Origin of the sequence: Candidatus Symbiopectobacterium sp. NZEC151 (assembly GCF_025962655.1) — a bacterium.
GTDB lineage: Bacteria > Pseudomonadota > Gammaproteobacteria > Enterobacterales > Enterobacteriaceae > Symbiopectobacterium.
Genome location: NZ_JAGFPE010000001.1, coordinates 1,331,784 through 1,351,396, shown reverse-complemented (window position 1 = coordinate 1,351,396; position 19,613 = coordinate 1,331,784). Strand labels below are relative to the sequence as shown.

Here is a 19,613-nt window from a genome sequence, read left to right as displayed (position 1 = left end):
TTAAGTCTGTGAGGTTTTTTGTAAGATTTTCTGTATGGTTTGGTATTAAGGAGACTCCATGAAGTGTCCGAGCATTCCTGATGATGATTCACAAAGACTGAAAGCGCTCTGCGAGTATGCGCTTGATCCTGGAGCTACCTTGTCCAGTTTGTCGCCGGTCGTGCGCATCGCGTCCCGTATGTTCGATATGCCCATTGCCGCGGTCAATATGATCGGCAGCGATCGCGTCTTCTTTGCCGCAAGCCATGGATTGGGTGATGGCTCCGTTGACATGACTCGAGATGCCTCTTTCTGTGCCCATGCCATTCTTACCGAAAACGGTATGATTGTGCGTGACGCCGAACGGGATGAGCGTTTTCATGATAATCCCTTGGTGACCGGGCCGAGCCATATCCGTTTTTATGCGGGGGTGCCGTTACGCTCTCCCGAAGGGTATGCACTGGGTGCTTTGTGTATTCTGGATAACACCCCCCATCAAAATTTTACCGCTGAGGATCACGCACGTCTGACCGAACTGGCCAGAATGGCGTCCGATCGTCTTGAACTGCGACGCATTGAAGTAGCCAGCGAACATCACGCCGATAGGAACACTGCGGTATTGACGGGGGAAGCGCCGGTTATCCACTTTGATCGGGCCTTGCGCATTACCGGTTGGAACGCGGCGGCGTCGCAGCTATGTGGCTACGCTGAGGATGAAAGCGCCGAATTAGTGGTCAGCGATCTGTTTGGCATTGATGAAAATACCGAATTCTGGAACGCCATCCGCCGTGTTATTGCGGACGGCACATGCAGTGAAACACCGCCTTTTGAGGTTGGTGGCCGTCATAAAAACGGCAGCAAGCTGTTCTTTGTGTTATCGCTGTTTTGTGAATGTTGTGGCGGTAATTTACAGTTTACCGCCGCGTTACGCGACATGACGCGTTACCGGCAGGATAAAAAGGCCGTTGCCATCAGTGCCGATTGCGATCCGCTAACCGGGCTGAGAAATCGACGCCGCTTTTATCGTTGCGTCGAAGACGCTGTATTGCGAGACCCCAATGCAGCCATCATGATGATTGATATTGATGGTTTCTCGGATGTCAACGCCGCTTTTGGGCATGCTGCCGGTGACGAAATTTTATGTGAAATCACCCATCGCCTGCTGACATCAACCAAGGAAACGCAGATTGTTGCCCGCATTGGCGGCGATGAGTTTGCTGTGCTGCTGCCGGATATTTACGATCAGGCCGAGGCCGGTTTTTATGCCCAGCAGATCATGGCGCATATTGCTCAGCCGATTCTGGTGCAGGGCAGCCCGATAAGTGTAACGGTCAGCGGGGGCATTTCACTGGCACCGAAACACGGCTATGAAGCGCTGGAGCTGATTGCCAATGCCGATCTGGCCCTATCAAGGGCGAAACGCACGGGACGAAATCAGCTGTATATTTTTACGCCGGAGCTACGTCAGGAGGCGACGGCGCGCCGTCACCATGCCATGGAGCTGTTGCGTGCAACGGACAACAGCGAGTTTGTGCTGTTTTATCAGCCGCAGATAAAACTGAGCGACGGCTCATTGTCCGGCGCTGAGGCGTTAATTCGCTGGGTACACCCGACGCGTGGGCTATTACCTCCTTCGGAGTTTTTAACCACATTAGCGCGCGGACCAATGGCGGTCAGCGTGGGCTCCTGGATCCTCGATGAAGCCTGCTCACAGGCGGCCTATTGGCGTCGTTGTGGTGCGCCTGATTTTCGCATTGGCGTGAACTTGTTCGATGTGCAACTGACCACCGGGGATCTGGCCGCAGAGATTGCGGACGTGCTAAAACGCCACGGTCTTCCCGCAGAAGCACTGGAAATTGAATTAACGGAAAACATCGCCCTTAATAATAACAATGATTCAATCATGTCGGACACACTGCAAAAAATTCGTGATATGGGGGTCTCTATTGCCTTCGATGATTTCGGTACGGGCTATGCCTCGTTGAGTATGCTCAATCAGTATCCGGTAACACGCATAAAGATCGACCGTTCATTTATTCAAAATTTGCTCACATCACGACGTGATGCGTCTGTCGCCTACGCCATTCTTGATATCGCCCGCAATTTCGAGATTGAAGCGATTGCGGAGGGCATTGAAACCGCAGAACAATGGCATGACTTACGCCAGCACGGCTGTCAGGAAGGACAAGGCTATTGGTTTGGCAAGCCGCTGGAGGCGCAAGCCTTTGCCACACAATTCGGGCTTGTACAGCAGTCATTTAGAAAGAGGGTTAATCCGTAATCAGGCTTTTTATGAGTAACGGCGGTGTGAATATTAGCGTTTTGCGCCCAGCCAACGTGACGCGATGGCTGGGCGTGATTATTTTGGAGCCGCCTGCATTACACCGGGTTTAGGCCTTGCGGTGCCGTGCTGGCGCCGGTGGGTAATCTAGCGATACCAAATCCGGTAAAGCCGTATATCAGCGCGAAGAAAATTGCCGCATAGCATTGGATTGCCCAAGGGACAAAATCCAGTGTGCTAACCCCCAGGGTGCTGGCCATATACACCCCGGCCGAGGTCCAGGGCAGTAACGGCTCTGTCACTGTGCCCGCGTCTTCCACCGTTCGCGACAGGTTTTTAGTGTCCAATCCCATACGCAGGTAAGATTCTCTAAACAATTCAGCGGGAATAAGCAGTGCCAATTTCCCATCACTGGTGGCTCCAGTGACCAACAGGGTGGTTGCCACGGTGGCCGCAATCAGCTGACCCACACCGCGGATCGCCTTTAGCAACCGGTTAATGATAACGGTCAGGGCACCCGTCAAGGTTAAGGCCCCGGCAAAGGAAAAGGCGCAGAGTACCAAGAGGATGGTGCCCATGATGGAGAACATCCCACCGCGATCGAGCAGGCGGGGAATGTCGCTGAGCAGGCCGGTGACATCAGTACCCTGTGCGGCAAACATGGACGTGGTGAAACCGTGAATCAATGAAATACACCCTTGTTGCAGGGTGAATCCCTGGAGGCCGACGCCGATACCTATCGCCATGACTGACGCTGCCAACATCACGGGTATCACCGGGCGTTTGGTGATGGCCCCCCACAGTACCAAGATGGGGGGGAAGAGCAGGAGCACGTTAAAGTGATACAGATGCGCTATCGACGTTACGATTTCATTCACCTTGTCCAGATTTGCCGCGTGGCTGGGGAGGTGGGTGTATCCGAAAAACAGATAGACTCCCGCGGCTAAAGCAAAGCTCGGCAGGGTGGTATACATAAGATGGCGGATATGGCTGTAAAGGTCGGTCTCAGCGACGATGGCCGCAAAATTGGTGGAATCAGACAGCGGTGACAGTTTGTCGCCAAAATAGGCCCCTGACACCACCGCGCCCGCTGTGGCGGCTAAAGAGACATCGAGGCCTGCGGCGACGCCCATTAACGCCACACCCACGGTGCCTGCGGTGCCCCACGAAGTACCGGTGCAGACCGACGTTGCACTGGTGATAAGAAAGGCCGTGATAACGATATATTGAGGACTGATCAGTTTCAGGCCCCAATACACCATATAAGGGATCGTGCCGCTCAGCATCCAGGCACCGATCATGCCACCGACGCAAATCAATATCAGTATCACCGGCATCGCTTTGGCCAGCTTAGTGACAATAGCGTCCATGACCTCCACCCAGCGGTAGCCTTGCCAATAGGCTACTGCTGTCGCAACGGCAGCCGAAACCAGCAATAGCGCCTCGATGGGCAATTTATACTGACCATAACCAATAACCAACAATGTAAGCATGGCAACGATGGGCAGCAGCGCCAATCCCAGATTAAGCTCCTTTTTGGCTTTCATTTATCACTCCTGTTAAGCGTTGAAGGGGCCCAGCGTATTCAGAGTGAGGCGATATAAATGTGATCCCGGACTGCCGTGGGTGTAACGGGTTTCATTGGCTGAATCACTGCGACGCCATTCGCATTTTTCTGGCTTGCGCCGGGCTGACAAGGCGGAATTAAAGATGCCTGACCGATGCTCGCGGGATAAGCTCAGCGCAATAGCAATTATTTTGTGGCGGCCCGACGATACCGGCGTTGAGTTGTAACGCCAGCGTCGCGGCACGGCGCGCCATTTTCTCAATCGGATTGTGCATGGTGGTCAAGGTGGGGTGCAGATATTTGGCCCAGGCAATATCATCAAAGCCGACCATGGAGATGTCGTCGGGTACGCGTACCTGATGGTGGTGAAAGGTGCGCATGATGCCAGCGGCCATGACATCATTGAAGGTGACCAACGCCGTGAAGGCGAGCCCGGCGTGTAGCAGTTTTTCTGCGGCTTGCTCGCCCCCTTGTTCATTGAAGGGAACGCTGATGATCCAGTCATCGGCTACCGGGATACCGGCAATTTCCATGGCTTTGCGGTAGCCTTCGACACGGTGTGTTCTGTCATCAATGGGAATATCTGCCGCGATACAGGCTATTTTGCGATGACCGTGTTGAATAAGCTGGTTGGTCGCGGCCTGAGCGGCACCCACATTATCCAGCCACACGCAGCGATTGGCGATGACCGGCAAATAGCGATTTATCACCACCAATGCCGGAGTATGGGCCGCATAGCGTAAGATATCCTCCTCATCCATGCGGGGCAGGTGGGCGACAATGGCTTCACACCCCTGATTGATCAGGAAATCCAGACCTGCTTTTTCCAACTCGGAACGGTGCCCGCCGCTGCAAACCACCAACTGTACTCGGGCTTTACGCGTAGTATCTTCAATGCCCCGCGCCATGCGCGAGAAGAAGGGGTCGTCCAGGTTGCCGGTCAGCAGCCCGAGTGTCTTACCACTTCTTTTTGCCATGGCGAGTGCGGCTGCATTACGCTGGTAGTTGAACTCACGCATCGCTGTCTCAACCCGTTCCCGCGTAACCGGCTTAACGTAAACGGTATTGTTGATCACTCGGCATACCGTTGCCGCAGAAACACCCGCATGGCGGGCTACATCCTTCATTGTAGCCATGATGACTCCCTGTCATTGCATTGAGAGCTACTGTGTTATCACAGTTAATTATGCTAACCCAATATCGCACCCTGTAATTTTTAATGGCTCATTGAGCTTTCGTTATTCAATTTTTTCAGCAAGGCGACCGCGACGGCTTCTGAACTGGCCGGATTCTGCCCTGTTACCAGATTGCCATCTTCCACGACGAACGGCATCCAATCGGCACCTTTTTGATAATGTGCGCCAGCGGCAATAAACGTATCTTCGATCAAAAACGGGACGATATGGGTGAGTTCGACGGCCTCTTCTTCACTGTTGGTGAAGCCGGTGACGTGACGGCCTTTGATCAGCAGATCGCCCGTTGCGGCGGTAACATGGCGTAGCACGCCTGGCGCATGACAGACAAAGGCCACCGGTTTTCCGGCGCGATCGAAAGACTCAATCAGTGCAATCGAGGTGGCGGACTCCGCGAGATCCCAAAGCGGGCCGTGGCCGCCAGGATAAAACACGGTGTCAAAATCGTTCTGAGACACGGTGTCCAGTTTTATCGTTTGAGAAAGCGCGTCCTGCGCATCTTTGTCGGCTTTGAAACGTGCCGTCAGTGCCGTCTGGAATTCAGGCAGATCGCTTTTCGGATCTAGTGGCGGTTGGCCGCCCGCCGGGGAAGCGAGAACCACCTCAGCACCCGCATCTTTAAAGACATAGTAGGGTGCGGCAAACTCCTCCAGCCAAAAGCCTGTTTTCTTGCCCGTGTTGCCCAGTTCGGCATGTGATGTCAGAACCATTAAAATTTTCATTGTTAACCTCGATAGTGCGGGTGCAGGTGAATTAATTGTTGAGGAACGCTTCGGCAACAGCCGCTTTATCCTGATAAGGCGCGCGAAGACGAAGATTGGTTATGGCGGCGCTGTCCTGAACAACAACCGGTTTTGCATGACTGAAACGTCTGAAACCATGGATACCGTGATACGCACCGGTACCTGAAGCCCCGATGCCGCCAAAGGGCAGGCTGTCGATCGCGGCATGGGTCATGACGTCGTTGATCACCAAGGCACCTGACGTTGTCCTTGTGGCTATCTGGCGCTGGCGCTCCGCGTCATGACCAAAGTAGTAGGCAGCAAGCGGGCGCGGGCCCGCGTTGATGTAACGAATCGCGTCACCGATCCCGGCAGCGTAGGTTTTTAGCGGCAGCAGCGGTCCGAAGATCTCTTCCTGCATCACCAACATGTCCTGCGTGACGCCAAGAATGAGGTGTGGCGCGATCTTTCTGCTGTGCGGATCGACATCAGGTTCGTTGTCGGGAGCGAGACTGATGATGTCAGCCCCTTTGCGGGCGGCATCGTCCAGCAGCATGATCAATCGTTGATAGTGTCTGTCGTTAATGATAGCGGTGTAATCCACATTGTGCTGAAGCGTTGGATAGCTCGCACGCATAAAACGTTTTGCCGCGTCGACAAAGCCCGCTTCGGACGATTCAGGCAACAGGACATAATCCGGGGAGATGCAGATTTGTCCGGCATTGAACGTCTTTATCGTCAGTATCCGTTCGGCCGCGATGCTGATTTCTGCGTCAGTATCCAGCACCACCGGGGATTTTCCACCCAGTTCCAGCGTGACGGGCACCAGATTTTCAGCCGCCGCCCGCATGACGTGACGACCAACCGCCGTGCTGCCGGTAAAGACCAGATGATCGAACGGTAATTGGCTAAACGCCTGGCCCACGGCCGCATCGCCCAACACCACGACAAGTTCATTCGAATCAAAGTAATGGGGGACAAGCTCCGCGAGCAATTCAGAGGTGAACGGCGTCAGCTCCGAGGGTTTCAGCATCGCGGTGTTGCCCGCCGCAAAGACACCCGCCAGCGGACCGAAGGCGAGGTTTATCGGGAAATTCCACGGGCTGATAATGCCCACAACGCCCAGCGGTTGTGGTTCGATCCAGGCCTGCATCCCCGGAACCGGCACCTCCGCCGCCTCCGGTTGCATCCATTGCTCCAGCTTTTCAGCGGAATGCATCAGCATGTTGATGGTGGTAATCAGATCGGCGGCCTGCGTCTGATAACCGCTACGGTGACCAAAATCGCGGCCGATCGCCTCGGTCAAGGCCGCATGGTGGTCACGGATCAAGGCGGCGCTGCGCATAAGGCGATCGCGGCGTAAGGCCGCCGTGGCAGGTTCATTCTGTCGATGATGCTTTTTCATGGCGTCAAGGATGGTTGATAACGTCTGAGAATGCTGTTGTTCGCTCATTTCACTTTCCTGTTGGTGCTGAGATTTCCTGCGTTGGGAACAGCATAACGGGTCTGGATGTTTGCAGATAACAACGCTATTTTGTCAGGGGTATAAATTAATTTATGGGTAAACTATGTCACTGTTGCGTCTACGCACCTTTATGGAGGTGTACCGCCAACGCTCGATTTCGGGTGCGGCACGCGTGTTAAACCTGACGCAGCCTGCGGTCTCCCAGCACATCAGCGGCCTTGAAATGGCCATTGGAAGGCCCCTGTTTGAGCGCCAACCGCAGGGGGTGAAACCGACGGTGGTCGCTGACGATCTCGCGGCGGATATCGGTAATAAACTGGATGACGCTGAATCCGCGCTCGCCTCAGCAAGGGCAAGGTCCATGGATGTCGCGGGAACCCTGCAAATCATTGGTCATTCTGACTTTATGGCAGAAAAATTGGCGGGTGAACTGCTGCCATTGTTGGAAAGCGGTATTCGCGTGCATTTGCATGCGGGAGATGGCCCGATGGTTTCCCAGATGGTGATAGAAGGACATTGCGATCTGGGTATCACCGCGCACCCTGTCACCGATACGCGATTAAAAGGGGATGTCATTTTTACCGACCGCGTGATCGCTATTGCAGCGCCCGCCCTTGCCGAACGCCTGAACAGCAGTGAGCATTTTGGCCGGGATTTACTGAATGAGCCGCTGCTGGCTTACAACCTTGAGCTTTCACTGATCGAACACTGGCTGGGTAAGAATCGGATAAAATTCGGTTCGTTGCTTCCTGCAATGGTCGGTCAGGATTTACGCGGTCAGAGAAGCCTACTGTGTAAAGGATTTGGCTGGACGGTGATGCCGGAATTTTTGTGCCGTGCGCATCTTGCTGAAGGTAAGCTGGCCCGTATTAAAGCCCCGGTGGGAGACACCGAAATTCGTTACAATCTGGTGTGGCTGCCGAGTGCATTACGTCAGCCGCGTCTGGCACACACCCGACAGATCCTACTGAACAGGCTTGGTAACCCGGATTAAACGAGGAACGGACGGGGAAGGGCGTGGCACGGGTCATTGACGGGCGATGCGCGAGAAAAATTCAGCACCGCCCTTGAGTGATGTGCGGTGCAACGCTACTCATTGCCCCATTGATTCAAAAACGTCGCTATCTCATCAATGCGTTGTTCGTCGATATGGGCTTCACGGGCCATCTCTTGCTGAGCCTGCTCGCTGATTTCTTCATTATTCATTAAGCGGGTGAGCAGTAATTGGAAATAGTGCGCCAGAGCGTCACGTTCTGACTCGCTCACCAATGTGGCAGCTTCCGTCGAATACTCATCCACAATGTCATAATATTTAAGGGGTATTTCATTGTTCATGCGTCGTCCCCACGGGGTAAGGTTTCTGTCGTCTGTTAGGTGGTTAAATGCTGCATTAAACCGTTGCAACATGCAGCGTCAATTACCACATTAAATCATCAGGCACTTTAAAGTCGGCATAGGGATCTTCTTCATCTTGCTCTTCCTGACTCAGCGCACTGTGTAAAACGATACTGCTTGCATCCCGCTGCGCAATTTTCTCAGCTACGCTCGCGGGGATGATCGCGTATTGGCTCTCACCCTTGCTATCAACAACCAGGCGAGCGATGGCGAGACGACCATTAATCAACTGGGCTTGGGTAAGCTTATCCACAACCACTTTTTTAATTAAATTGTTATCCGTGAAGTTAAAGCTAATATCACCTTTTGAAATGTCGATTTTGTTCATTTCAATGAGTTGCTTCACCTGCGCTTTATACTCTTTAGATAACACAGCCTGTTTTTGTTGCTCGCTTAGCTGTTTATCGCGCTCGAGCTGTGTTTTTTTATTTTCCTCTACAGCGGCTCGGGCCTCACGCGCCTGAACGCGTGATTTTTTGGCCGTTCTTTGCACTTTGGCCACTTTTTTGCTGGACACTAATCCCGCTTTCAGCAGTTGCTCTTGTAAGGTGAGTTTTGTCATCGTCGTTTCGAAACCCGTAAGAATAATGGGTGGGATTATACCTGTAATCGTCAAGGCTGTAACCGGGCGCAGAGCCCGATCGCGATGGCGTTTGGTCTGGAGGACGCCATCAGGGGCGCAGTGAATACGGTTCGCTGCTGACACGGGGCCAGCGAAAAGGTTTCACACCTTGAGCAGTTTCACTGTGGCGTCTATGTCTATCTCATCTTCGGTGAAGATTAACGTTGAACCCTGAAAGGTGGTAATCGCCAGCTTTTTCATCGAGCGAACTTCGCTGGATTTAGCGGCTGATTTCGGCCTGATGTTTCCCATCAGCGCGCCCACAGAAAGCACCGTATTCTCTTTATCAATGCGGGTATCGGCCGGCACTTCTTCGCTGAACACCAGAAAGGATTTAATGGCGGTAAGCTTGATGCGTTCGCCTGCGATATAAATGTATTTGCTTTCCGGTTCAACTTTCACGGCATATGCCGATAGACCCTGATTATTGGTGGTGGGTTCGAAAGTGACGCTCGCGCCTTTTTTAAGCAGATCCGGGTTGGCAACCTTAATCACATGAAAATAACGGTTATCACCGTTTTCATCTTTGATAAATCCAAACCCTTTATCTTTAAACCAGGTTGTGATCGTTCCGTTCATCGCCATTACCGCCTACGTAATCGTTTATTGCCCTATTTTTGCAGCGCGCAGTGTAAAGCACAATCCCTGCGCAGACCACCTCTTTACTTTACCTGTTGGTGATAAATGTCCGGTAAGAACATGGCGTGCATTTCTGCAAGAATCGGGCTATCAGGAGAGTGAAAATAGAGTAGGAAATGGAACGCTGAGAAACCAGAAATGGTGCGTTCTAATGGACTCGAACCATCGACCCCCACCATGTCAAGGTGGTGCTCTAACCAACTGAGCTAAGAACGCATTCTGTGAGGCTTGTTGCTAAAGCAGCGGACGATACCCTGTGCTGCCGTGCGGGGCGCATAGTAGCGAGTGAATAGGGTGCTGGCAAGACGCAAATGCAAAATTTATGCGGTTGAACTGCACGACTGCTGCGCTTGTATTCACTTTGTGTTTTTTTCACCCAGCGCCAATGGCGTATTGCCCCTTGGCGCTGGGTGACATCAGGGTTAGCGCGCCGCGCGAGCCAGAATATCGCCGGGCGGTTGACGTTGCAGATAACGGATACGCAGCACCATCATGATCGCGGCCGCAGTGAGTCCGATGATAAAACCGCACCAGAAACCGGCGGGCCCCATGCGTGGCACCCAATAATCGGTCATTGCCAGCAAATACCCGCTGGGTAAACCGAGTATCCAGTAGGAGACGAAGGTGATGTAGAAAATGGATCGCGTATCTTTATAGCCACGCAATACACCGTTGCCGATAGCCTGCACTGCATCTGAAATCTGATAAATCGCGGCAAAAAGCATCAACTGTGCCGCCATGGCGACCACTTCGGGGCTTTTGTTATACAACAAGGCGATCTGTTCACGCAGCAGTGCCGTGAAAATGGCGGTACAACAGGCCAGCATCACGCCGGTCGCAATGCCGGTATAGGCCGCAATACGCGCATCTTCCACGGAACCTTCCCCCAGTCGATGGCCAACGCGGATGGTCGAGGCGATGCCGATCGACAATGGAAGCACGAACATCAGTGAACTGAAATTCAGTGCTATCTGGTGTCCGGCAACGTCAATCACGCCGAGCGGCAGGATCAGCAGGGCGACGATGGCGAACAGCGATACTTCAAACAGCAGGGCCAGCGCAATCGGCAAACCGAGCGAAAACAGACGCCGCATGGCGGAGAAATCAATCTGCCAGCGCTGCCACTTGATGTCACGCAACCAATGTGCGCGCATACTGTAAAACGCCATCATCAGCATCATGATCCAGTAGGTGGATGCTGTCGCGACGCCGCAACCTACGCCGCCCAGTTCGGGCATGCCAAATTTGCCGTAGATAAAGATATAGTTCAGCGGAATATTGATCAGCACGCCAATAAAGCCAATCACCATGCCCGGCTTGGTTTTGGATAGCCCTTCACATTGGCAGCGCAGCACCTGATAAAACAGATAGCCCGGCACCCCCAGCAGCATCACGTGCAGATAGCCGATGGCAACATTCGCCAACTCCGGTGAGTCGGTGTGCATCATGGCAATAACATGTTTGCCGTTGTACAGCACCACCATGGTGATAACCGCAACGATCGCTGCCAAAATAAACGCCTGCTGAACCTGATGGGCGATGCGCGGGCGTCGACCGGAGCCGTTGAGCTGGGCCACCACCGGCGTGAGCGCCATCAATAGACCATGTCCAAACAGGATGACCGGCAACCACACGGAGGTACCGACCGCCACGGCCGCCATATCGGTGGCGCTATAGGCACCCGCAATAATGGTATCCACGACACCCATGGACGTTTGGGAAACCTGCGCAATAATGACAGGAACCGCGAGCGTTAACAGGCTCCGCGCCTCTGACAAATATTTCTGCACGCAAACACCTTCCTTGAATTGTTAAAACGAGACACTGACGTCGATACCACCTCGCGCTCTGTCATACGGCCTCACCGCGAGGTGGCGCGTTGCTTTTCCAGCAGGGGGTTGGGGTGAAAGAAAGTAAACAACCGCAAGCGAGATAATGAGCATAAATGGCTTTCACAGCCATCCATCTGAGATGGAAAATCGATCGATGACAGAACGTTGTTCTAGTGTAGCGGCTTGGCATAAGTAAACCAACTTCTTCGTAAGATATTGTGTCTATAGAGAGGGTCTGTTGTCTTATCGGATTTGTCGGGGGACAAAGGGGGGAATACGTTTGGTTTTCCAGTCGTTATGAGGCAAACTGCAAGATGATTTGTCAGTCTTTCTTCCCTCGCGGCTTGCCACGGTAACGAAGGGAGGGGCGACTGGCACAGTAGCATTCAGTTATTTCACTGATTTATTAAGAGGCAAGCGTATGTTTACCGGTATTGTTCAAGGCACCGCGCCGGTGGTGTCCATCGATGAAAAAACGAACTTCCGCACGCATGTGGTAAAACTTCCTCCCGAATTACTGACCGGTCTGGTGACGGGTGCCTCGATCGCCAATAACGGCTGCTGCCTGACGGTGACGGCAATTGATGGCGATCGGGTCAGTTTTGATTTAATGAAAGAGACGCTACGCCTGACCAACCTGGGCGATATCACGCCGGGGGATCTGGTGAATATTGAACGCGCCGCCAAATATGGCGATGAGATTGGCGGGCATGTGATGTCCGGGCACATTATGTGCACGGCCGAAGTGGTTAAAATTCTGACCTCAGAAAACAATCACCAAATCTGGTTCCGATTGGCTGATGAATCGCAGATGAAATATGTGCTGCACAAAGGGTTTATCGGTATTGATGGCATCAGCCTTACGGTGGGTGAGGTGACACGCAGTCGTTTCTGCGTGCATTTGATCCCCGAAACGCTGCAACGCACCACCCTCGGGCAGAAACGGTTGGGGAACCGGATCAATATCGAAATCGATCCGCAAACGCAGGCCGTGATCGACACGGTTGAACGTGTGCTGGCGCAGCGTCAGGCACAAGAGGCCGCAACGGCGAATGCCGCGCAGAGCGCCTGAAGTCTGACCTGAACAGGCAATAACATAACGCCGTACCCTTATCTGTACGGCGTTAGCAGACCGCTATCAGCGCGCTACACGCACGCCGCCTTCAATCCCTTGAGGGCTAAACAATACCTGCCACAGTTGAATATTGCGTGCGCGAAACGCCCCGGCGCAGGCATTCAGGTAGTAACGAAACATACGATTAAAACGCAGTGAGTAACGGTTCGCTAACTGTGGCCAACCGGCAACAAAGCGATCGTGCCAGGCCATCAGGGTCTTGTCGTAATCGGCCCCAAAATTGTGCCAATCTTCCATCACCAGATAAGGTTCACTGCGCGCGGCAATATGGCGAACGGAGGGCAGACAACCGTTGGGGAAGATATATTTGTTAATCCAGGGATCAACCTGCGAATCAGTTTTATTTGCCCCAATGGTATGCAGCAGAAATAGCCCTTCGGGTTTGAGGTTCTTGCTGACGACGCGAAAGTAGGTGTCGTAATTTTTCGGTCCAACGTGCTCAAACATGCCGACAGACACGATGCGATCGAAATGTCGGTTAAGGTCACGATAATCCTGCAATTCAATGGTAACGTTAAGATCGTGACAGCGCGCCTGAGCCAGTTTTTGCTGCTCACGCGAAATGGTCACGCCGTAAACCGATACGCCATAATGGCGTGCCGCATAGGCGGCCAGTCCGCCCCAGCCGCAGCCAATATCCAACAGGGTCATGCCCGGCTGAAGCTGAAGCTTTTCGCAAATCATGCGCAGTTTGGCCTGTTGCGCCTGCTCAAGGGTCGTGGCCTCTTTCCAGTAGCCGCAGGAATATTGCATGTGCGTATCGAGCATCAGGCTAAACAGATCGTTGCCCAGATCGTAATGCTCCTCGCCGACAATCCAGGCACGCTTGCGCGATTGCAGGTTAATCAAGCGCGTGGCGACAATATGCAAAATGTCTTTGAGATGATGAGGGGCTTTTTTCTCAAGCCCCGCGCGTAAGAGACGCCGAAAAAAGCAGTCTAAACGATCGCACTCCCACCAACCGTCCATATAGCTTTCCCCGAGTCCCAGTGAGCCTTCACGCAGAACGCGCTTGTAGAAATCGGGGTTGCGTACCCTGATATCAAACGGTCGAGAACCATTGATTTTGATATCAGCGATAGCCAATAACGCTTGAACGATCCGGAACCAGGACGTGTTATTTTCTGCCAGTTCCTCTACATATGATGAACTCATAACTTCTCCCAACCTTGCCAGGCAGCGCCGCAAGGAACAGCATAGACAGTCTTTCATCAACCCTAACGCTGCGGTTTGCGCACAGCGTGTTCGAATCACGGGCAAGTTACCCGTTGTTCAAAGAGTAAGCGGTTGCATTCGTGCGCAGCCGTTTATGCTTGCCCGTTGCACAGTGGCAGCAGGCATAACATCCATCGTCTACTCTCTGGATACCCAGAGGGAATGAAGAGTCAAAGCCGGTACGTGGTAGCACGTAGGGGCACGTATCCTGATACGCAATTCTGCGCTTTTTGTAATAAGGATAAGTGTAGGGATATTGTCCGAATGAAAAACAGTGTATGACTGCTTCAATCAGAGGACAAGTCGAAATTGATTGATGCAGCCATGAAGAATATAAAAATCAATATATTATAAGAAAATCGTCTTAAACATTAACGGCGATAGTCGCGGAACGGACCATCACCCACGGAACGCCGCTCAATAAGGGTCGGATGAACCTCAATCACCTGTGCATCTTCGCGCTTGCTGGTGATGCGATCGAGCAGCATGGTAAAGGCAGATTGACCCAAACGCTCTTTGGGCTGGTGGATGGTGGTCAAGGCCGGCGTGAAATAACGCGCATGGCGAACATTATCGTAGCCAATCACGGAAATATCTTGCGGTACACGTAGCCCTAGCTCATCTGCCGCGCAGATAGCGCCCATCGCCATGATATCGCCGCCGCAGAAAATGGCGGTCGGGCGCTGTTTCTGCGCCAAAATCTGGTGCATGGCTTTATAGCCGGATTCCGGTTCAAAATCGCCCTGAACAACCCACTCATCGCGTACCGTAATATCCGCTTCGTGCAAGGCTTTGAGAAAACCCAGATAACGCCCACTGCCGGTGTTGCGTTCCTGAATACCGGGAATGGCACCGATGTCGCGGTGGCCGCGCTCAATCAGGTATCGGCCAGCCAGGTATCCGCCTTCAAAGGCGTTGTCAATAATGGTGTCGGTGAAATCGCTGTGTGCCTGACCCCAATCCATCACCACCATGGGAATGCTGCGATAATCCGCCAACATGCCCAACAGTTCGGGCGGATATTCCGCACACATCACCAACAGGCCATCGACCCGTTTTTGCGCCAGCATGGAAAGATAGGCTCGCTGTTTTTCCAGGTTATTGTGCGAGTTGCACAGAATCAGGGTGTAGCCTTTGGCATAACAACTGTTTTCAACCGCTTCGATGATTTCTGCGAAGTAGGGTGCTTCGCTCGAGGTGGCGAGCAGTCCGATGGATTTGGTGTGGTTGACCTTTAAGCTCCGCGCTACTGCGCTCGGGGAGTAGTGTAATTCCTTGATGGCTTCCCGCACGGCCGTTTTGGTCTCTTCGGCGACGAAACGTGTTTTGTTGATGACGTGAGAGACGGTTGTAGTTGAAACGCCAGCACGCTTTGCCACATCTTTGATCGTTGCCATCTAAAAATGACTCCTGAACCTACTTGTTACGGCAGTATATAGTTTGTTAATCGTTTGCTTTTGCGTAATGTTCTCTTTCTGATGGAATAAACAGGATATCAGAAGGAGACTGCCGACGTACTTTGTACCTAAAGGGGACGCATTGATCCCATTGAAGATGACGTGTTCGGACACCGACGCAGCGCACGGTAAACTGCGAATTCTGGCTGATTTGCCGCGAAAGTGAAAGGGATAATTGATATAATTAGTGCAGCCGGGATCGGAGATTTTCCCTATAAATTGTGTAACAATACCTTCTTGGCGTCATTGTGCTGCGGCGATTGGCGTGCAAAAACAATGTGGCATCCAATGCGGCGGCAATTTCCACGCGTTTCTGTGTTTCAAGGAGATAGAATGAATACTGATTTGAAAATGTCATTACTGACCACGGTTGGGGCGTTAGTCATGATCATGGTATTTAGCTTTGTTGCCGTATTGAACTGACAGCGATTAAAATAAAGACCAGGCTGCGTAGGCATCACCTGGTCTTTATTATCTGTAACGTATCAATGCGTCGGTTGGGCGATTAGCGAATCGTTTGTGGTGTCACCACGCGACGTGCGCCAATGTAGTGTTCCTGCCAGTAGTCCTCACTCAACTTACTGATCTTGATATCGGCACCGGTACGCGGTGACTGAATAAACTTGCCATTGCCAAGATAAACCCCGACATGATCGGCGGTGCCACGGCCGTTGATGCGGAAGAACACCAGATCGCCAATCTCCAGTTCACCCTTATTGATGGGAGCAGCATCGCGCAGGTGATACATCTCATTGGCGGTGCGTGGGATAGGAATTTTCACCACATCCTTATAGGCATAATAGACCAGACCGCTACAGTCGAAACCGGTGTAAGGCGAGTTACCGCCCCATTGATAAGGCTTACCGATCTGGCTCATCAGCTTGTTCATTGCCGTCATTTTTGCATGCTGGTAGCGGCGCTTATGCGCTTCGCTCAGCACTGGCTCTTTGCCCGCTTTTTTTGCGCCTGGCTTTATCGCCGCCGTTTTTTGCGTAGTCGTTTCCGCCCCTTTTTTGAGCCCTTTTACCAGCTTTGCCGGCGTTGCGCTGTGGTAGCGCGATGACGTGGTTTTTGATGCTGCGGTCTTGGCTTCAACGTCGCCAGAGATCTTTTTAGTGGCCGTGGTTTTGGTCGGTTTCGTACTTGGGGCTATTTTGGCTTTTTTCTCAACTACCTTTTTCTCAGCGATCTTTTTTTCAGGCTGCGCTTTGGCTTTCGCTTTTTCCGGCGTCGCCTTTTTCTTCGGTGGTTCCGGCGGAGTTTGTGGCTTTTTAGTGGTTTTGGTGGTCTGGTTTTTTTTCAGGTGCTTGTCATCGGTGCTGGCGCTGGCTTTCTTCTCCGCATTGGTGTGCGGAGCTGCCTGGGCAACATTAATAAACAGATGGCTGAAGAAAACAAAGATCAGAGTAATAAATACGCGCATGATAAAAGAGACCGAATACAATCCTTAACTCGCTCAATTCGAACAGTATTGACGAAAACGCCATGAGAAAAAAGCAGGAAATCACCTTTTCGCTTAACAGAATCATGAGAAAACGTTAATAATTGTTTTCCCGCTGTAAATATCATCATTTATTGCGGCATATTTCACCGAGGGACCTGGGGAGAACGGTGACAGGAAAAGACCCTACAAAAAATGGCGTTTTTTTGTCATGACCGCTCTCGCTACAATGACGCAACGGTAAATGTGCTTTGGGATCGCGTGGATCACAAAGCGCATACGCGACAATGGTGCGATAATACCCCGTTACATAATGATGCCGTGCGATCCCTCCGCCATGAAGAGGGCAGCGTAATGGCTCGCAGAAACACCGTTTGAGGAAGCAATAAGCATGACGACGACAACGATTGAAAAAATTCAGCGCCAGATTACAGAAAACCCGATTCTGCTGTACATGAAGGGTTCCCCGAAGTTGCCGAGTTGCGGTTTCTCCGCGCAGGCCGTGCAAGCGCTGTCGGCCTGTGGTGAACGCTTCGCCTATGTAGACATTTTGCAAAACCCGGATATTCGTGCTGAGCTGCCAAAATATGCCAACTGGCCGACCTTTCCCCAACTGTGGATTGACGGCGAACTGATTGGCGGATGCGATATCATCATTGAAATGTATCAACGTGGTGAATTGCAGCCGTTGATCAAAGAAACCGCAGACAAATACCGTGAGCCGCAGGACGGCGACAGCGCGCAGTAAATCGTGCCTGTTGGCGGTATACTGCCGCTATCTGATGCAGAAGAGGGGACCCGCATAAGGGTCCCTTTAATGTTGGTATGAACCCGATGGGGGAACTCAGACCGTTTGGTCTTCCACGGGCAATGGCCAACCGCCCAGCCGCTTCCAACGATTAACCAGTTCGCAAAATAGCGCCGTGGTTTGCTGCGTGTCATAAAGCGCTGAGTGAGCCTGCGCGGAGTCGAAGGCGATGCCAGCAGTCATGCAGGCCTTTGCCAATACGGTTTGTCCCAGTACCAATCCGCTCAGCGCGGCGGTGTCAAACGTGGCAAACGGGTGGAACGGGTTGCGTTTGAGCCCGCAACGTTCCGCTGCTGCCATCAAAAAGCTGTGATCAAAATTGGCGTTGTGAGCGACGATAATCCCGCGATTGCAGCCCCTGTCTTTAATACCTTTACGCACCATTTTGAATATCTCATGCAAGGCGTCGTATTCAGAGACGGCACCGCGCAGCGGATTATGGGGATCGATGCCGGTAAACGCCAGCGCGGCGGGATCAAGCAGCGCACCTTCGAATGGCGCAACGTGAAAATGCAAGGTTTCATCGGGCTGTAACCAACCGTCCTCATCCATTTTCATTGTGATGGCGGCAATTTCCAGCAGTGCGTCAGTTTTCGCGTTGAACCCCGCGGTTTCAACATCAATAACAACCGGGTAAAACCCACGGAAACGGCCACTCAGCGCGTTCAGGTTATTTTTATCAGCCATGTTCTCTTTAGTCATTTACTAAATGCAGCGCGCATTATGGCAAATTCCTGGCGCCAATGCAGTAAGCCTGATGCCTTCAGCACCCTGACGGGGGGAAGCGGCGGGCAATCGAATCAGCGACGCGTAACGGAGAAGGGGAGAGATGAAGCGAAAAAGCGGCGGGCAGAGGCCGCCGCACAGCATCGAGAAACAATCAGTTGCCGAGTCCGTTTCCGGATTGTGCTTTTTCAATCAGCTCAATCTTGTAACCATCGGGATCTTCGATAAAGGCAATAATCGTGGTTCCACCCTTGACCGGACCGGCCTCGCGCGTCACTTTCTCGCCTGCCTGACGAATACGTTCGCAGGTTGCGGCAACGTCTTCAACGGCCAGCGCGATGTGCCCGTAGGCATTACCCAAATCGTATTTATCAACGCCCCAGTTGTACGTCAGTTCAATGACGGCCCCTTCGCTCTCTTCGGTATAACCCACGAAAGCGAGCGTGTATTTGTATTCGGTGTTTTCACTGGTTCGCAGCAAACGCATCCCCAGTACCTTGGTGTAAAAATCGATTGAGCGTTGTAAATCCCCAACACGCAACATGGTATGAAGTAAGCGCATAATATCCTCGATTGACTACTGTGGTTGACCGCCATCACAAAGGCTCGTTACAAAGTATACCAGTTGTCACGGGATTGAGTCCAAATCCTTGATGTAGAAGGTACACCCTGGGTGCCGCAGCGGATGGAAATCACATTTATGACATAACCTTGCGGTATATTAATGACAGACTAAATAAATAGTGTCGCTAGAGAAATCTTCGGCGCTACAATATATAATACTGAGTATCGTTTACAACCAGCGCCGCTCTACACCTAAAGCTTGCCATTGTCGCCCTGTAACGCTTCAATGAACGTGATGGGTTGCGGAGGTGCAGTGCCTGAGCAACTTGAGCTCTTTGCTGTTCCAAACCCTTGTCGTGGCGTGTGTCAATCGGATGCGCGCGGCTATTGTCTGGGGTGCTTCCGCAGTCGCAGCGAGCGTTTCTCCTGGGGGCAGATGAGCGATACGCAAAAACAGGACGTGTTAAGACTTTGCCGACAACGCGAGAAACGGCTGTTACGTTCGGAAAAGGCTACACTGAATAGCGAGTGGCAGCAGCCTTCGTTATTCAACGATGATTAGTGCGCCTCTG

The 19,613-nt window shown here is 52.4% G+C and carries 19 protein-coding genes and 1 tRNA gene; 6 read left to right on the top strand and 14 right to left on the bottom strand.

The window, feature by feature from the left end:
• Positions 1–58 precede the first annotated feature (58 nt).
• Positions 59–2,260, top strand: a complete 2,202-nt coding sequence (locus tag J5067_RS05940; RefSeq protein ID WP_264650656.1) for a bifunctional diguanylate cyclase/phosphodiesterase — start codon at positions 59–61, stop codon at positions 2,258–2,260.
• A 98-nt stretch (positions 2,261–2,358) separates the two neighbouring features.
• On the opposite strand, the gene nhaC is transcribed toward J5067_RS05940, so the two are convergent.
• The 4 genes from nhaC to J5067_RS05920 all read right to left on the bottom strand — a co-directional run bounded on the left by nhaC (position 2,359) and on the right by J5067_RS05920 (position 7,195).
• Positions 2,359–3,807: a Na+/H+ antiporter NhaC gene (nhaC, locus tag J5067_RS05935; RefSeq protein WP_264642939.1), complete on the bottom strand. Its 1,449-nt coding sequence runs from the start codon at positions 3,805–3,807 to the stop codon at positions 2,359–2,361.
• A 157-nt stretch (positions 3,808–3,964) separates the two neighbouring features.
• Positions 3,965–4,963 carry a LacI family DNA-binding transcriptional regulator gene (locus tag J5067_RS05930; protein ID WP_264642938.1) on the bottom strand — a complete coding sequence of 333 codons (999 nt, stop codon included), beginning with the start codon at positions 4,961–4,963 and terminating at the stop codon, positions 3,965–3,967.
• Positions 4,964–5,043: 80 nt separating this feature from the next.
• Complete coding sequence (locus J5067_RS05925) at positions 5,044–5,742, bottom strand: type 1 glutamine amidotransferase domain-containing protein (RefSeq protein WP_264628401.1); 699 nt, start codon at positions 5,740–5,742, stop codon at positions 5,044–5,046.
• A gap of 31 nt (positions 5,743–5,773) precedes the next feature.
• Complete coding sequence (locus J5067_RS05920; protein ID WP_264650655.1) at positions 5,774–7,195, bottom strand: coniferyl aldehyde dehydrogenase; 1,422 nt, start codon at positions 7,193–7,195, stop codon at positions 5,774–5,776.
• Positions 7,196–7,310: 115 nt separating this feature from the next.
• On the opposite strand from J5067_RS05920, the gene J5067_RS05915 reads away from it, so the two are divergent.
• Positions 7,311–8,201 carry a LysR family transcriptional regulator gene (locus tag J5067_RS05915; RefSeq protein WP_264642936.1) on the top strand — a complete coding sequence of 297 codons (891 nt, stop codon included), beginning with the start codon at positions 7,311–7,313 and terminating at the stop codon, positions 8,199–8,201.
• Between the two features lie 95 nt (positions 8,202–8,296).
• Here the strand turns inward: J5067_RS05915 and J5067_RS05910 are convergent, their stop codons facing one another.
• From J5067_RS05910 to J5067_RS05890, 5 genes are all read right to left on the bottom strand, one after another.
• Positions 8,297–8,542: a YmjA family protein gene (locus J5067_RS05910; protein WP_264628391.1), complete on the bottom strand. Its 246-nt coding sequence runs from the start codon at positions 8,540–8,542 to the stop codon at positions 8,297–8,299.
• Positions 8,543–8,624: 82 nt separating this feature from the next.
• A complete protein-coding gene (locus J5067_RS05905; RefSeq protein ID WP_264642935.1) occupies positions 8,625–9,164 on the bottom strand; it encodes a DUF2058 domain-containing protein in 540 nt (179 codons plus the stop codon).
• Positions 9,165–9,326: 162 nt separating this feature from the next.
• Positions 9,327–9,809, bottom strand: coding sequence for a cold shock domain-containing protein (locus J5067_RS05900; RefSeq protein WP_264642934.1), 483 nt, complete (start codon positions 9,807–9,809; stop codon positions 9,327–9,329).
• A gap of 193 nt (positions 9,810–10,002) precedes the next feature.
• Positions 10,003–10,079: transfer RNA gene (locus J5067_RS05895), tRNA-Val, on the bottom strand.
• A 206-nt stretch (positions 10,080–10,285) separates the two neighbouring features.
• Entirely contained in the window at positions 10,286–11,653 is a 1,368-nt protein-coding gene (locus J5067_RS05890) for an MATE family efflux transporter (protein WP_264642933.1), read from the bottom strand.
• 463 nt (positions 11,654–12,116) lie between these two features.
• Here J5067_RS05890 and J5067_RS05885 point away from each other — a divergent pair, with 463 nt between their 5' ends.
• Positions 12,117–12,767, top strand: a complete 651-nt coding sequence (locus J5067_RS05885; RefSeq protein ID WP_264642932.1) for a riboflavin synthase subunit alpha — start codon at positions 12,117–12,119, stop codon at positions 12,765–12,767.
• Positions 12,768–12,833: 66 nt separating this feature from the next.
• Here J5067_RS05885 and cfa read toward each other — a convergent pair whose 3' ends face one another.
• Both cfa and purR read right to left on the bottom strand, forming a co-directional pair.
• Positions 12,834–13,985, bottom strand: a complete 1,152-nt coding sequence (gene cfa / locus J5067_RS05880) for a cyclopropane fatty acyl phospholipid synthase (RefSeq protein WP_264642931.1) — start codon at positions 13,983–13,985, stop codon at positions 12,834–12,836.
• 431 nt (positions 13,986–14,416) lie between these two features.
• Entirely contained in the window at positions 14,417–15,442 is a 1,026-nt protein-coding gene (gene purR, locus J5067_RS05875; RefSeq protein WP_264628173.1) for an HTH-type transcriptional repressor PurR, read from the bottom strand.
• A gap of 393 nt (positions 15,443–15,835) precedes the next feature.
• On the opposite strand from purR, the gene J5067_RS05870 reads away from it, so the two are divergent.
• Positions 15,836–15,925 (top strand): YnhF family membrane protein, encoded by a 90-nt coding sequence (locus J5067_RS05870; RefSeq protein ID WP_196907316.1) that lies wholly within the window; start codon positions 15,836–15,838, stop codon positions 15,923–15,925.
• A gap of 82 nt (positions 15,926–16,007) precedes the next feature.
• On the opposite strand, the gene J5067_RS05865 is transcribed toward J5067_RS05870, so the two are convergent.
• Positions 16,008–16,925, bottom strand: a complete 918-nt coding sequence (locus tag J5067_RS05865) for a C40 family peptidase (RefSeq protein WP_264642930.1) — start codon at positions 16,923–16,925, stop codon at positions 16,008–16,010.
• 409 nt (positions 16,926–17,334) lie between these two features.
• On the opposite strand from J5067_RS05865, the gene J5067_RS05860 reads away from it, so the two are divergent.
• A complete protein-coding gene (locus J5067_RS05860) occupies positions 17,335–17,691 on the top strand; it encodes a Grx4 family monothiol glutaredoxin (RefSeq protein ID WP_264642929.1) in 357 nt (118 codons plus the stop codon).
• A 96-nt stretch (positions 17,692–17,787) separates the two neighbouring features.
• Here the strand turns inward: J5067_RS05860 and rnt are convergent, their stop codons facing one another.
• Together rnt and gloA are read right to left on the bottom strand one after the other, a co-directional pair.
• Entirely contained in the window at positions 17,788–18,438 is a 651-nt protein-coding gene (gene rnt / locus J5067_RS05855; RefSeq protein ID WP_264642928.1) for a ribonuclease T, read from the bottom strand.
• A gap of 193 nt (positions 18,439–18,631) precedes the next feature.
• Positions 18,632–19,039, bottom strand: coding sequence for a lactoylglutathione lyase (gloA, locus tag J5067_RS05850; protein WP_195312293.1), 408 nt, complete (start codon positions 19,037–19,039; stop codon positions 18,632–18,634).
• 315 nt (positions 19,040–19,354) lie between these two features.
• On the opposite strand from gloA, the gene J5067_RS05845 reads away from it, so the two are divergent.
• Entirely contained in the window at positions 19,355–19,603 is a 249-nt protein-coding gene (locus J5067_RS05845; protein ID WP_264629429.1) for a DUF1289 domain-containing protein, read from the top strand.
• The last annotated feature ends 10 nt before the right edge of the window (positions 19,604–19,613 follow it).